Source organism: Segatella copri (genome assembly GCF_002224675.1).
In the GTDB taxonomy this organism is placed as follows: domain Bacteria; phylum Bacteroidota; class Bacteroidia; order Bacteroidales; family Bacteroidaceae; genus Prevotella; species Prevotella copri_U.
The window spans coordinates 38906-53352 of record NZ_NMPZ01000018.1 but is presented as its reverse complement, the minus strand read 5'-3'; the positions used below and the strand labels follow the sequence as shown (position 1 = coordinate 53352).

The window sequence follows — 14447 nt, the reverse complement described above, 5'->3', positions numbered from 1 at the left end:
GTCAAGCAAAGAGCAAACCAATATGGTTTTGCCTTCGCTTGACCGATTTCAAACCTAGACAACTTTTTCAAGTGGACTCAATGAACCATCAATAATCCTTGATAAAACTCTTTGAATTGGCAGACTTGAAAACCTGGTCGCTATGATTCTTTTTGTCCTGCCCATTAAAGTTATATCTGAAACCCAACATCACCAGATTCTGTCTTGTACTGAAGTTGTTGCAATAGGATTCCTGGACTTGCGCAGTCTGTACGGTATTCCATATATGCTTATGGGTGAACAGATAACGCATTCCGAGACTGATATCAAAGCTTTTCGATATGGAATAGGATATAGTCAACTGAGATTCCGGAGAAGTCTTATACCTTGCCTCTGGCGTTGAATTCTTTACCTCATTCGTATCAAACATTAAATTGACATTGACTCTATCATTGTAATATTGTCCCTGCAGCATCCCGTAGAGATAGTTATCAGAATAGCCTGCACATTTCACCCAATTCTGTTGTATCATCCCCAATAAGACAAAGTGAGGAATCATATATCGGACAGTTGCGCCACAGTTATACAGATTGTAGCTGTTCTTATCGTTATAGTAAGACATCACCACTTGCTGCATATTCACCTTGCTATACTGGGCTATGCGCTGTCGGATATTCTCATATTGAGCAAAAACATCTATGTACAGAGACTTAATATTGGCTGTGTAATCCAATTGCAAATCATGAGTATATGCCGGTTTGATGTTCTTATCTCCTACATTCACAAACAGAGGATTAGTGGCAGAGTTTACATCACACAACTGGTCTATCTCCGGATTCGAACTTGCATATTCATAAGAGAATTCCAAATTGTGATTGGTTCCCATATGATATGACAAGTCTAAGATCGGATGCCAATTGACAAAACTGAAATGGTCGTTCCCCATACTCCTATACGCGATGTTTATTCCCGAGGAAGCAGAAACATCAAGATTCCCCATGTTCTTTTCTACCTCAAGATAGCCATAATTGTTGCACTCATTATATTTTGACAGAGTATGGTCAGCCTGCGACTGGATGTTGTGCCACAGGAATACGGAATTGGCTCCTATCTTCCAATTAGCTGCAACCCATGGAAAGGCATAATCCAGTCCACCATTCACTTCTTTTTGTCTATACTTAGCAGAGTAAAGATATTCGGTTTGATTCTCCTGACGCTTAGTGGTATTTGTATTGTAGGAATAGATGCCACTAAAATGGAATGTCAAGGAAGATGCTTTGCCGAATGAAGATTTATGATACAAATTCATTTGATACTTGTATAAGTCATCATCATATTTACGATGATAATCCAAAATATTATTTCCGAGCAAGTCATCTTCTGATGAATATTCAATCTTACCTGTATCGAACGAGTTTTGAGGAATCAGTTCAAATACAAAGCCTAAGGAAGAGACCGATTTGTCTGTCCACCGGTAATCTCCTCCTACCATGGCTTTCCAATCTTTATAATAATTGGTTCGTTCGGTTTCTGTATTTTGATTCTTGCCAGACACGGTTAATGCATCTGTTGTCTTCGACTTATTATCCAAAAAGGCGAAACCGGTCAATCCGGAGTAGATAGAAAATCTGCTTTTATCGTAGGAGAAGTTTGCATCAGCCGAACCAAAAGCCACGACGGGATGAGACAAAACTCCCATGTTGAAGTATCTGCTCGCTTCCTTATGCTTTTTGGTTATGATATTGACTACACCAGAATATCCCTGTCCCATATATTCCAAAGGAACGCTGTTTGAAACTTCCACCTTGTCGATCATAGCTGGTGAGATACTTGCCAAGGAGTGAGATTTGGGAATACCATCTATCAAGACCAATGGCGCACCACCTTTGGCAAGACTGATGGTTTTCATCGTCGGATCAATACGCAGATCTGGGACTTCTGTCAAGGCTGTATAAATATCCTTGGTTTCATTGGCATGGTGACTGAAAAAGAAGGTCTTGACATTTCCCTTCTTCTTGACGACATGTCCTCTTTCGGCTTTCACAACCACCTTCTGCAGGTTCATCGTTGCCTCCTTCAATGTTATCGTCCCGATTTTACCAGTATTATAAGTATCTACAGCCGTATGATAGCCCACACAACTTACTCTAACTATCGCCTTTGTGGCTTCGCAGGGAATCACGAACTGGCCATTCTCATTCGTCACGCCGCCATTTATCAATGAAGAGTCCCTAACATTCAGCAGGGCTACATTGGCGAAATCAACAGGGCGTTTCTTATTGTCGATGATGCGGCCTATCATCTTGGTGGGAGTCTTCTGCGTACACTCCACCATGATATTATCCTCCACCTGCGTCATTCTGATGGGATAGAATCCAATCAGCTGCATGATGGCATCGGGAACGCTCTGGTTCCTGATGCTCTTGGTTACCCTGAAATCCTCCAGTTCATCATACACGAAGTTGATGGTGTACTTATGCTGGCGGGCATTCAAATCCTTCAACGCTGCAGAGAACGACACATTATTATATTGTCGGGTGATGCGCTGGGCTAATGCGGTTTGAAAAACAGCCACACAAGCACAAATCATAATCCATTTTTTCATATACATCAGTCTTTCTTTTTTCTGTTACTTATTATCTATACAGTTGAGCCAAGCAAAAAACTAAGCAAAACATAGATTATTTTCGAAAAACCTATGCAAAGGTACAAAAACAAATAGAGATATGCTAAACTTCTGCCTTTTTATTTCGTTAATATACTTATTTCAACCTCCAAAAAGAGGAAGTAACAGAGATAAAAGACATATCTATGTAAACAATATTCCAGGAAATACATATTCGCCTGAAATGCTAGAAAAACGGGGCATAACGAGATTTAAAATTTTCCCTTAAGGAAAAATAAAAATATCCTTAAGGAAAAAAATATTTTTCCTTAAGGGAAAGAACAAATCTCCTTAAAGGCTTTTTTGGCTCACGCCACACCTGTAAAGATTCCATCACAAGACAAAATTTTAATCGGTCAAGCAAAGAGCAAACCAATATGGTTTTGCTTTCGCTTGACCGATTTTCATATATTCATTGTTGTATTAAGAGAGTTTCTTCCTAACAAGAGCTACAAGCGGCTCCTTTCTTCATTACCGGCTCCAGTACCCTTGTACTTACTGCGCTTGGCATTGAAATTATACGTAACCTGCAAAGAGATGCTACGAGTATAGTTGTAGCAGTCTTTCATGGTACCCGAACCCTGTCCATACATCGTCCAACGTTCCTTTGTAGTCTTGAAGATGTCATTTGCAGAAAGATAAATGATCCATGTGCGATTGGCAAACGACTTGTCGAACCGCAGATCGACGCTGTAATTACTCTTCATCATAAGAAATCCATCTGCATTGGGGGTTTCTGCATTCAGGCTGATAGCCGCGTTCATGGTTTCTGAAAGAGCGAAATTATTGTCGAGCAAGCACAACAGCAAAGGTCTGCTTAATGCCTTGCTGGCACCATACTTCCTGGTATCGAAGAACTGCTGTTTATAATAGAATCCCCACCTAGGACGGAAGATGCCAAGCTTTGGCGAAACATGGACAGAAGCATAAAGCAGCTGCTTATGGTCGAAATTCAACGACGTACTATAAGCAAATTCCTTTCCAGGATAGATATACTTGGTCCACTCTATCACATCCTTCAGATATTTATAACCTGCGGAAACATTCAGCCACTTATATGTCATCATTGCCTCAACATTGAACACCTTCTCCGGTTGCAAGGTAGGATTTCCGCCTTCATAAAGGAAACGGTTGTCAAACTGCATGAAGTTGCCTAACTGTCGATAACTTGGACGATTTATTTTCTCGTTGACATTCAACTGCCAATTCCAATTACCTTTGTTCCATGATAAGCTGAGGTTAGGAAAGAAGTTGCTGTATCTTCTGCTCACATCATCCTGCTTGACTCCACCAGAGAAATAGTCGCGAATGATATTCTCGTAACGCACACCAAGACCAATGGTCCACTTGCTGAGGGGCAGTTCATATTGTGCAAAGCCAGCAACATTTCTTTCATGGATATCCGTCTCTGTGGATGGCACCAACTGCTCTTCATTCAGGAACGTTCCATGAGAGTCGGTCTTCGACAGCTCTGTTCCTACAGAAACATTTCCTTTCCACAGAGGAATATTCACAACCAACTTGCCTGCCCACATATCGCTATTCTGACGATTGCTTGAGTGTACCTCCTGATTGCCCAACTCCTTGCTGCTTTCAATACTCTCGTCATTACGTCTATTATTGACCGTATAGTATGTGCCATTGAAATCGATGCCTACCTGTCCTATCTTTCCCACATAATAGATTTCTGCCTCATGTGAACTAAGGTGAGGCTTTGCAACCTCATTCTGCCCAATGCTTCCCTGTGCCACACCGTTCAGAAACACATCCTGTTGGCTTGCACTATTCGTCCTGCCATTCAACATGCCATAGTAGCGATAAGAGCCACCAATAGAATTGCTGTCGTTGAGTGAATAGTCGGCCGAGAGATATTCCGACAAGAAGCGGTGTTTGGTATCCGAATTAAAATGCTGGTCGTTGTGATAATGCTTGTCGGGCAAATTGATATCTGTGTTCAGGTGATTATCCTCGCCAATATGATAGCCCTGCGTCCATAAGCTATTGGCTATCTCAAATTTCTTGGTCTGATACCGGGTGCTGATAAGCTCGTAATCCGACATCCATTTATTGTATTTACCGTAAGCATCCGCACGCAAGCTGAACCCATTGGCACGCCGCTCTTTGGTGCGGATACGAATTACCGATTCTACCTCGGCATCATATTCTGCTCCAGGACTTGTTATCACCGAAATCGACTTAATGTTGTCGGGAGTGATGTTTACAATCTCATTATTGTCATTCACACGCTTGTTGTTGATAAAAACAATCGGTGTGCCTTTACCAAACACGGATATCTTTTGTCCATCAACAGAGACACGGGGCAACAGATTCAGGACATCAAAAGTGTTTGCCATCTTAGAAAGCAAGGTATGCTCTACGGCAACCTCCACTCCTCCAGGCGACATTTTATACTGAGGCCTTTCACCCTTCACTACAACTCCCTTGATAATCATCGTTTCGGGCTGCAATGTGATGATTCCCATTTCCGGATTGCTGTATATACGGCTGATTGTCTTATAACCAACGTATGTGATACGGGCTAAGACTTTCCGGGAATTACAAGGAATGACAAAACTTCCATTCTCATTGCTCACACCATGTCCTACTATTGTGGAATCTATGGGCGACAACAAGGTTATATTTGCATATTCGGCAGCATTGCCACTCTCATCTATAATACGTCCCTTATAACGAAGGGTTGTCTTCTGCGTACACTCCACCATGATATTATCCTCCACCTGCGTCATTCTGATGGGATAGAATCCTATCAGCTGCATGATGGCATCGAGAACGCTCTGGTTTCTGATGCTCTTGGTCACCCTGAAATCCTCCAGTTCATCATACACAAAGTTGATGGTGTACTTATGCTGGCGGGCGTTCAAATCCTTCAACGCCGCAGAGAACGACACATTATTATATTGTCGGGTGATGCGCTGGGCATAAGACTGCTGAACCCCAAACAGCAGGAAGAGAAGAAGAAACTCTCTGATAAGCTTGCCGCTAACGGGCATTGGTTTCCAAAAATCTCTCATAAATATATCCTCCTATCTTATTTCACCATCAATGTTCCGTCAATATACTCTATCTGTATGCGGTCGAAAGCATTCAAAATCTCCAGGTTCTGCTCCAAAGTCTTCGTCTTGTTCCAGTTGAAGAAGAGACGGATGTGCTGGGCACCGGCATCCACATACTCCACCTTGACATGATAGAAACCGGATAACTGAGCCAGAATGGTTCCCAATTCAGCATCATCAAACACCACGGGTTTCATATCAAGAGAATCCTTGTTCTCTACTGTTGCAGCACGAAGACTGTCATTCGGCACCGCCTGGGTTGTTGCCAGTTGTTCTGTCGCAGCCTTGTTATCCGCTGTCTGATCAGAAGCCGGGAATCCCAACCAGCCATTGTGAATCGCAGCCAAGGCTACCCCCGAAAGGAAGATGATGCCAACGATGGATGCGGCAATCTTCATCCGGTTGCGATAAGCGCCCTTGGATTTGCCGGCATCTATCGCCAACTTATCCTCGTGATGTGCCTGAACAAACTCCTTCCAAGCCCCATCCACATCCACCTCCTTCGGATTGGCTTTCTTGCCAGCCATTCTCGCCATCGCCAGTTCATGGAAGAACTCCTTCACTTCCTCATCGGCAAGCAGGTGCTCCACCTGCTCGTCGGTATATTTCTCGGGATGCTCCTGCATATCAAAGAGCATCATCCGCTTTTCTTCTTTACTCATGTTTGTCATTGTCTTGCTCATTTAAATTGTTTCTTAATCCAGTCCATCGCCTTCGAGAGATGGTTGAATACCGTCACCTTGCTCACTCCCACTTCATCAGCCACCTCCTGATAAGATTTCTCCTGAAGATAGCGCAGACGGAAAATGAGTTGCCGGATAGGCGGTTCCAGATCTTCGATGAGAAGCATCAGCCGGTCGAGCCGTTCATCGGTCTCTTCTGAGAGAATCACGTCGGCATCATCCAGCAGCAGCTTCGCCACCCTTTCCTTCACGCTCTTATGAGCTATCAGGTTGAGACAGCGGTTGCGTACGCTCCGCATCAAGTAACCATCCTCACTCCCAGGCACCAGAACCACATCATCGGCAAGAATCTGGGCGAATAATTCGCTCACCACATCCTTGCTCTCGTCATCATCCGAAAGAATGCATCTGGCCAGATTGTACATCTTCGCGTAATGCTGACGGAATAACTGTTCTATGTCCTTTTTTCTGTTCATATACTATCTATACAGTTGAGCCAAGCGAAAAACTAAGCAAAACATCAACTTTTTTGTTTTTTTCTTTAAATCCGAATCGAAATCTCCAAGATTCTCCCCGGATTGGAATGCAAAAGTACACAATCTATCGGAGATAGAAGACAAATGGTAAGGATAAATCGATTTTCTGTTGATTTATTTGTTCATTCCAACATTTTTTAGTACTTTTGCCCACCAAATTACAAACAAGTAAATAAGATTGGTATAAAATAGGTATTACCAAGATAAAATAAAGAATAGATTAGATAAAGGAGAATAAGATTATGTCAACGATTATTTATCCATCACCGATATTCGGTCCGGTAAACTCCCGCCGTCTGGGAGTTTCACTGGGCATCAACCTCATGCCATCTGATGGCAAGGTCTGTTCATTCGACTGCGTTTATTGCGAATGCGGATTCAACGCCGACTTCCGTCCTAAGAAGAAGCGCCCTACCCGCGAGGAGGTAAGAGAAGGATTGGAGAAGGTTCTGAAAGAGCGCCACGACAACAACCAGCCTCTGGATGACATCACCTTCGCAGGAAACGGTGAACCAACGGGGCACCCTGACTTCAAGGGAATCGTGGAAGATACGATGGAACTCTGCAAGAAATATTTCCCTGAAGCACAAGTATCTGTACTCAGCAACGCCACCTATATATATAAGGAGGAAGTGAGAGAGGCGCTGATGCTCGTGGATAACAACATCCTGAAACTGGATACCGTGGATATGAATTACATCAAGAAGCTGGACCGCCCTCAGCAGCCTAACTACGACGTGAAGGATGTGATCAAATATCTGAAGATGTTCAAGGGGCACGTCATCATCCAGACCATGTTCCTGAGAGGTGACGGTTTGGACAATACCAGCGAGCATTTCGTAGCTCCTTGGCTGGAGGCAGTGAAAGACATCCAGCCTCAGCAGGTAATGGTTTATACCATCGCCCGCGAAACACCAGACAAGTTGCTGGAAAAGGCACCAAAGGAAGTTCTCGATGCCATCAAGGAGCGTGTAGAGGCATTGGGCATCAAGTGTACAGCCAGCTATTAAGAGATAAGCAGGATAAGAAAGAAAAGCAAGTAGAAAAAAGAAAGAATGAAAGCGAAAAGTAATATCCTTATTATCAGCGACATGTGTGGCTACGGAAAGGTATCTGCCGCAGTTCAGATGCCTATACTCTCTTATATGGGACTCGACGTGTTCAATCTGCCCACCATGCTCATCAGCAACACCTTCCCATACGGCAAGTACGCCATTCTGGAATGCACTTCGTATATCGAGGAAGCCTTGCAGAAGTGGAACGAACTGGGCATTCACTTCGATGCCATCACCACGGGTTTCATGGCTTCGGAGCGTCAGGCTAAGCTGGTAGCACGTTATTGCAGAGAACAGGCTGAACTGGGCACCGACATCTATGTGGATCCCGTGATGGGCGATTACGGCAAGCTCTATGGTGGAGCCAGTGAGAGTACCGTGAGATGCATGAAGGAGATGCTGAGCGTATCGCATCTCTGTTTTCCCAACTATACCGAGGCTTGTCTGCTGACGGATTCGGAATACAAGGAAGAGGGAATCTCGGAGAAGGAAGCCTATGAACTGATAGATAAACTGAGAGCCATCGGTTCCCACTCCGTGCTCATCACCTCGTGCATCGTAGAGGGTCAGCATGCCGTGGTAGGTTTCAATCATCTTACAGAAGAGTATTTCCTCCTGCCCTACGAAGAAATCCCAGTTCAGTTCCCGGGCACCGGCGACATCTTCTCCAGCATCATCGTGGGCAGACTGAAGGATGGCGATCATCTCCGCCATGCCACCCGCATCGCCATGGATACCCTGCGCAACTGGATAGACATCAACAAGGATGACAAGGACAAGAACCGAGGAATTCCTATAGAAAGGCATCTGGGGGACTTGTAGAAGAAATTGAAAGGTAGAAAAACAAGGAATTGATAAAGAGGAAAAAGGGGAACCTGCAAAAACAGATTCCCCATTTTTTATAGTCGATTGATAATAGAGTTATCATTCTGAATCTGACCTTTACGAGCCTTATACTTATTGTGGAAGCTATAAGTCAATGTCAGGCTATAACGGGAGTATGCCTTCTGATAGAACTCATAGTCGAGGACTGGATTGAGCTGATAGCCTTTCTGACGAAGCGTATGGAAGACATCAAATACACTGAAACCCAGCGACAAGGCATCCTTCAAGAATGTTCGATTATACCCTAAACACACGTAGCCAAGAGGATGACTTTTATAGTTTGCATCTATCGTGCTCGTAGAATAATTTCCCTCCACAGAAAAACTACCTATCTTCTTGAAGGTGAAGTAATTGACGCAATTGCCTCTTACCACCCAAATGTGCTTTACATTATAACTCTTTGGGATATCGTCATAATAGCCAGCCAACCCCACATTGAGATTCCACCAAGGCAAGATTTTCCCATTGAAAGCATAATCAGCCCCCACGATGGTCTCTGAGCCAAAATTGGTTATATCACGATAAGTCTTGTCACCAATCGTCTCAAAATACTCAGCTATCACATCTTTCCTATGCTTATACGAGAAAGACAGAGAATGGTTACCATGGGTCAACTCCCATATAAGGGAGTTACTGATAGATGGCTGCACATTCGGATTGCCAGTTGTATAAAGAACGGCTGAAATACGTTCCTTGTTATTGGTAAGATCACCAAACGAAGGACGGCTGATACTGCTGCTATATGTAAGACTCATACTGCTCTTGTCATTGAACTTATAAGACAAGTATGCATAAGGAAACCAATTGGTATATCGCTTATCCACCTCTGTTTTATCAGTCAAGCGATTGATGCCCTTCTGCCAAGTATTCTCCATTCGCATACTTAGATAAGCAAACACCTTCTCTCCAAAGTTCTTCGACAACCCGAGATAAGCAGCCGCAACCTGTTCCTGATACTTCCAATCGCTTGAAGTCAAATCTCCCTCCACGAGATTGTTCCTGATGTTCAATCCTGTGGTTCTGATATTATTCTCATATTTAGAACCTAAGCGAAGCGCCAAACTGCTAGGGAAATTATAACGGAAATCCGTCTGCAAACTTCCTGTATTGGCATTCGAGGTTGATTGATTATACTCATCCGTATGCAAAGGCTCATAATCTTCATAAGATGCTACGAAACTATTACCCTTATTGGCATGCTTATAATTATAGTTGCCTAATACCTTTAGATAACTGTCTTTCTCATCTATTTTCCAATTGTAAGAAAGCACCGCATTCAGATAATCCGTATTATTACGGTCGTTCATATCAGAAACACCTTGATACGTCATCTTATTGGCATCAGTAAACTTACAGTAATCACCCGCACTAACAGCATGCCCATTATTGATATTTCCATTCAACTCAGCGCCAAAGAGATGATGATGCTTCTTATCAATGGCATAGATACTACCCACACGATAGAAATATAACTTTTGCCTATTATCATACGTTTGAGCAACAAGATGATGGGTATCTGTCTCCATAAAATGATGTTGCGTCTCACCATATAGGGCATTTCTTGCCCAGATATAATAAGTAGAGGCATAAACATTCCAACGCTCAGTTCCCAAGTTAAGATTCAACAATGGATAATAGGAATAAAACTTACTCGATTCTGGGCTTAGATTTCCCACATATCCCGTGATACTTCCATTAAAACCAGCCCGAATCCTTGTCCTGATATGAACAATGCCACCCTTAATGTCGGCATCATGCTCAGCACCATGCGTATCTTGTATCTCAATACTTTGGATATCATCAGCCTTGATGCTTGAAAGGAAAGACTTCAGTTCCGTTCCTGCCAGTTGTCTGTCATTTACGAAAATGGTTGCCTCTGTATTATTCACCTTGATATTCACTCCTCCGGAAGCATCATCCTGCACCATCACCTTTGGAGCATACTTCAACACATCCGTGGCATTCATAGCCCCGATATTCTTCAGTTCACTCACATTGAAAACGGTCTTGTCTTCCTTGCGTTGGAACAAAGGCTTGTAGGCTTTCACCACCACCTTATTTAATGTATAGGCATCACGGAACAACCGGATACTGCCCATCTTGCCCACATTCACCCGTTTATACAGGGTCTTGTAGCCAACATAGGAGAAACGGGCGATGACCTGCTTCTGATGAACAGGAATCACGAAGTCGCCAGAAAGATTGCTCACACCCCCATTCACATAGCTGGAATCCCTGACATCCAGAAGAGCGATGTTGACAAATTCCATCGGTGTGCCCTTATCATCCAACACCCTTCCTATCAGCTTCTGGGGTTCCTTCTGGACACACTCGAAATAGATCTCATCTTTGTCGAAGGTGGCACGGATGGGATAAAAGCCAATTACCTGGGTTACGATATCACGGACATCCTTGTTCTTGAAAGAAGTACTGACGGTGAAATCCTCCAACTCATCGTAGATAAAATTGATTTTATATTGGGGTTGAGCCTTGTCTAGCCAGACCAAGACCTTACTGAACGAAGCCTTGTCGAAAGTATGCGACAAGCGTTGTGCATAGCCTGCCATAAGCGCCATACACAGAAATATCATAAATATGATTCTCTTCATAGTTTCTCTCTTTTTCACAGTTCCTGACGGATAGGAACAAATCATGCGTATTTACTCTACAATCAACATCTGATTAGCCTCATCAAAGGAAAGATGTACCTTATCAAAGTGATTGATTTTGTCGATGATATCTTGCAGGGAATCCTTGCTATCCCATTGCAGATAAAAACGGATATGTGCTGCTGCCTGGTTGTGGTACTCCACCTTTACCTGCATCTTATCGGCAATATACTCCAAGATGCCAGACAACTCAATATCCTCAAAGACAACAGGGGCTTTCTGGGTTGGTTCTAGCTTCTGCCAAGCGTCATCTACCGCAACCTTTGCCTTCTGTTTTTGCGGTGTTTTCACGCTATCTGTCACCAAAGCCGTCTCGTTCTTTTCTGCACGGTTCACAATATGATAAGCCGCATACGAAATGCCCGTAAGCATCAGCAATCCCACAAAGACGGCTGCTATCTTCAACCAGGAAGATTGCGCTATCGGATGATACGCTTTTTCGGAAATATCCAAAGCCTCATCCCCTTGCTTGGAATCAGTATCAGCAAGTTTTGTCTCAAACTCTTTCCAAGCTTTATCCACATCCACAGAGTCTTTCGCCTTCTCATAGGCAAAAGCCCGCTTCAGCATAACTAACTGATCGTCATTACTCTTGTTGGTCATAACTCTGAATCTTTAAATTGTTCTTTAATCATCTTCGTAATGTTGGAAAGATGTTTCCAGACTGCCACTCGGCTGATACCCAGTTCCTCTCCTATCTCTCCATACTTCATCCCTCCCAGGAATCGCATCTTGAAAATGCACTGCTGTTGTGGGGTGAGATGGGTCTTGGCAAAATGCAGCATCTGCTCCAACCGGAGTTCATCTTCTTCTGGAGATGCAGCCATCTGTTGTTCGCTGGCATAAAGCATAGCGATACGCTGCCGGTTCGTTTTTTGTGAAATGCGCTTGAGGCAACTGTTTCGAACACTCGTTAGCAGATAGTGCTCGACGGTATCTGGCAACAATACGGTATCAAATTCGAGCAATCGTTCAAAGATGTCGCTAACCACATCCTTGCTCTCTTGCTCATCGTAGAGGATGCTGACAGCCATCCCATACATCCGCCCGTAATACTGCCTGAACAGTGTTGATATTTCTTTCTTTTCCATCACGATTTTTACTAGCTATTACCCTCGAGTAGAGAAAATGCTAACCTATGAATCCAACTTTTTTGCAAAAGTACTCATTTTATCCTAAAAAAGAAAAGATAAGGAGGATATTTATTTTGCTGTTTCAAATATTGCACTTGATTATTTGCATATATCAAATAATAATTGTAAATTTGCGGTGGAAATATAAACTTCGAAGATTATGGCAAAGGAAAGAATCTATCCCGTTGGGGTGCAAACCTTCAGCGACATCATAGAGGAAGGTATGATCTATGTAGATAAAACCGCCCTCATTTACAATATGGCAAAGAAATACAAATATGTGTTTCTTAGCCGTCCACGCCGTTTTGGTAAGTCCCTGCTAAGCAGTACGCTGCGCTCTTACTTTGAAGGAAAGAAAGATCTTTTCAAAGGACTCGCTATCGAAACTTTGGAAAAAGAATGGATAGAATATCCTGTACTCCATTTCGATCTGTCAACCTTCAAGAACTGCGATTTATCTCTCTTTCCTGAAAAATTCGACATGCAATTACGCAGGTTCGAAAAGCAATTCGGAATAGAAGATATGAGGAAAAGTGCCGGTAACCGCTTAACCCAGCTCATAGAACAGGCAGAATCGATGACCGGCAGAAAAGTCGTTATCATTATTGACGAATACGATGCTCCTCTACTTGATGTGTTGCATGATGAGACCAAACTGGAAGCTGTAAGAACTATCATGCAGGAGTTTTATGCGCCTATTAAAGCCAACAGTTCGCATATTCATTTTGCCTTTATCACGGGAATCACAAAATTCTCTCAACTCAGCATCTTCAGCACCATCAATAATCTTACCAACATCAGTATGGATCCGGAGTTTTCTACCATCTGCGGCATCACCAAGGATGAACTGGACACCGTTCTGAAAGAAGATATTGCTTTGCTGGCTAGCAAAAATCATGTATCATTCGAAAGAATGAGAGAATTGCTAAGAGAAAACTATGATGGTTACCACTTCAGCCGGGAAGGTGAAGATATCTTCAATCCGTACAGTCTCATGAGAAGTTTTGCGGCAGGATTCATCGACAACTACTGGTATGCTTCGGGTACATCAACCTACCTGATTCATCAGATGCAACATTTCCATACAGATGTCACAACACTTGACGATATGTTTGCCTTTTCCTCATCCTTCGACCGTCCTACGGAAAAGATGAGCGATGCCTTGCCTTTGCTCTACCAAAGCGGCTATCTTACCATCAAAAAGTATGACCCGCTGAGCAATGGATATTATCTAGGCATTCCAAACAAAGAGGTAAGGGCAGGATTAATGGAGAATCTCCTTCCCATCTATTCCGGCAAGAGCGATAGCCAATCCTTAGGTTTTGCAGCACTCTTCTATCGTGACCTGCTGACGGGTAACATAGACCAAGCCATGGAACAGATGAAGGCTTACTTTGCTTCTATTCCATACCCAGAGGGAGGAAAGAGCGTATTGGAAAATATGCAAAAGAGCGAATATTATTATGAGACTATTCTCTACATCGTTCTTTCAATGATGAATGTGGCAACCTATACACAAGTAAAAAGTTGCAGGGGAAGAGCTGATGCAGTTATGTTTGCTCCTACAGCAATCTTTGTCTTTGAGATAAAGATCAACAAACCTGCCCAAGAGGCTTTGGAGCAAATAGACGAGAAAGGTTATATGATTCCTTACTCCGCAGATGAAAGAAAAATATATAAAATAGGTATCAGCTTCAGTACTCAAACCAGAACCGTAGAAGACTGGGAATTTGAAGAGGTAAAATAACCCTTCAATACTCCTACAATA

Annotated in this window: 10 protein-coding genes; 3 read left to right on the top strand and 7 right to left on the bottom strand. The window is 43.1% G+C overall.

Annotation, left to right across the window (positions count from 1 at the left end):
• Nucleotides 1-88 precede the first annotated feature (88 nt).
• From CFT61_RS16990 to CFT61_RS11290, 4 genes are all read right to left on the bottom strand, one after another.
• Nucleotides 89-2584: an outer membrane beta-barrel protein gene (locus CFT61_RS16990; RefSeq protein WP_254918953.1), complete on the bottom strand. Its 2496-nt coding sequence runs from the start codon at nt 2582-2584 to the stop codon at nt 89-91.
• Between the two features lie 509 nt (nt 2585-3093).
• Entirely contained in the window at nt 3094-5676 is a 2583-nt protein-coding gene (locus tag CFT61_RS11300) for a TonB-dependent receptor domain-containing protein (RefSeq protein ID WP_254918952.1), read from the bottom strand.
• Between the two features lie 17 nt (nt 5677-5693).
• Nucleotides 5694-6380 (bottom strand): DUF4974 domain-containing protein, encoded by a 687-nt coding sequence (locus CFT61_RS11295; RefSeq protein WP_254918951.1) that lies wholly within the window; start codon nt 6378-6380, stop codon nt 5694-5696.
• Between the two features lie 17 nt (nt 6381-6397).
• Nucleotides 6398-6877, bottom strand: coding sequence for a sigma-70 family RNA polymerase sigma factor (locus tag CFT61_RS11290; protein ID WP_089544531.1), 480 nt, complete (start codon nt 6875-6877; stop codon nt 6398-6400).
• Nucleotides 6878-7179: 302 nt separating this feature from the next.
• On the opposite strand from CFT61_RS11290, the gene CFT61_RS11285 reads away from it, so the two are divergent.
• Complete coding sequence (locus CFT61_RS11285) at nt 7180-7947, top strand: radical SAM protein (protein ID WP_089544530.1); 768 nt, start codon at nt 7180-7182, stop codon at nt 7945-7947.
• Between the two features lie 45 nt (nt 7948-7992).
• Nucleotides 7993-8814 (top strand): bifunctional hydroxymethylpyrimidine kinase/phosphomethylpyrimidine kinase, encoded by an 822-nt coding sequence (locus CFT61_RS11280; RefSeq protein ID WP_089544529.1) that lies wholly within the window; start codon nt 7993-7995, stop codon nt 8812-8814.
• 77 nt (nt 8815-8891) lie between these two features.
• Here the strand turns inward: CFT61_RS11280 and CFT61_RS11275 are convergent, their stop codons facing one another.
• Genes CFT61_RS11275 through CFT61_RS11265 form a run of 3 tightly spaced genes read right to left on the bottom strand, consistent with a single transcriptional unit; the run spans nt 8892 to nt 12637 of the window.
• Nucleotides 8892-11486 carry a TonB-dependent receptor domain-containing protein gene (locus CFT61_RS11275; RefSeq protein WP_176425583.1) on the bottom strand — a complete coding sequence of 865 codons (2595 nt, stop codon included), beginning with the start codon at nt 11484-11486 and terminating at the stop codon, nt 8892-8894.
• A gap of 51 nt (nt 11487-11537) precedes the next feature.
• Nucleotides 11538-12149: a DUF4974 domain-containing protein gene (locus tag CFT61_RS11270; protein WP_089544527.1), complete on the bottom strand. Its 612-nt coding sequence runs from the start codon at nt 12147-12149 to the stop codon at nt 11538-11540.
• A complete protein-coding gene (locus tag CFT61_RS11265) occupies nt 12146-12637 on the bottom strand; it encodes a sigma-70 family RNA polymerase sigma factor (protein WP_089544526.1) in 492 nt (163 codons plus the stop codon). Before CFT61_RS11265 ends, CFT61_RS11270 begins: the two co-directional genes overlap by 4 nt.
• 202 nt (nt 12638-12839) lie before the next feature.
• Here CFT61_RS11265 and CFT61_RS11260 point away from each other — a divergent pair, with 202 nt between their 5' ends.
• Nucleotides 12840-14426, top strand: a complete 1587-nt coding sequence (locus CFT61_RS11260; protein ID WP_089544525.1) for an ATP-binding protein — start codon at nt 12840-12842, stop codon at nt 14424-14426.
• The last annotated feature ends 21 nt before the right edge of the window (nt 14427-14447 follow it).

Excerpts from the sequence above, each read along its gene's own strand:
- CFT61_RS16990 (WP_254918953.1), bottom strand. The coding sequence starts at position 2,584 with ATGAAAAAATGGATTATGATTTGTGCTTGTGTGGCTGTTTTTCAAACC.
- CFT61_RS11300 (WP_254918952.1), bottom strand. The coding sequence starts at position 5,676 with ATGAGAGATTTTTGGAAACCAATGCCCGTTAGCGGCAAGCTTATCAGA.
- CFT61_RS11295 (WP_254918951.1), bottom strand. The coding sequence starts at position 6,380 with ATGAGTAAAGAAGAAAAGCGGATGATGCTCTTTGATATGCAGGAGCAT.
- CFT61_RS11290 (WP_089544531.1), bottom strand. The coding sequence starts at position 6,877 with ATGAACAGAAAAAAGGACATAGAACAGTTATTCCGTCAGCATTACGCG.
- CFT61_RS11285 (WP_089544530.1), top strand. The coding sequence starts at position 7,180 with ATGTCAACGATTATTTATCCATCACCGATATTCGGTCCGGTAAACTCC.
- CFT61_RS11280 (WP_089544529.1), top strand. The coding sequence starts at position 7,993 with ATGAAAGCGAAAAGTAATATCCTTATTATCAGCGACATGTGTGGCTAC.
- CFT61_RS11275 (WP_176425583.1), bottom strand. The coding sequence starts at position 11,486 with ATGAAGAGAATCATATTTATGATATTTCTGTGTATGGCGCTTATGGCA.
- CFT61_RS11270 (WP_089544527.1), bottom strand. The coding sequence starts at position 12,149 with ATGACCAACAAGAGTAATGACGATCAGTTAGTTATGCTGAAGCGGGCT.
- CFT61_RS11265 (WP_089544526.1), bottom strand. The coding sequence starts at position 12,637 with ATGGAAAAGAAAGAAATATCAACACTGTTCAGGCAGTATTACGGGCGG.
- CFT61_RS11260 (WP_089544525.1), top strand. The coding sequence starts at position 12,840 with ATGGCAAAGGAAAGAATCTATCCCGTTGGGGTGCAAACCTTCAGCGAC.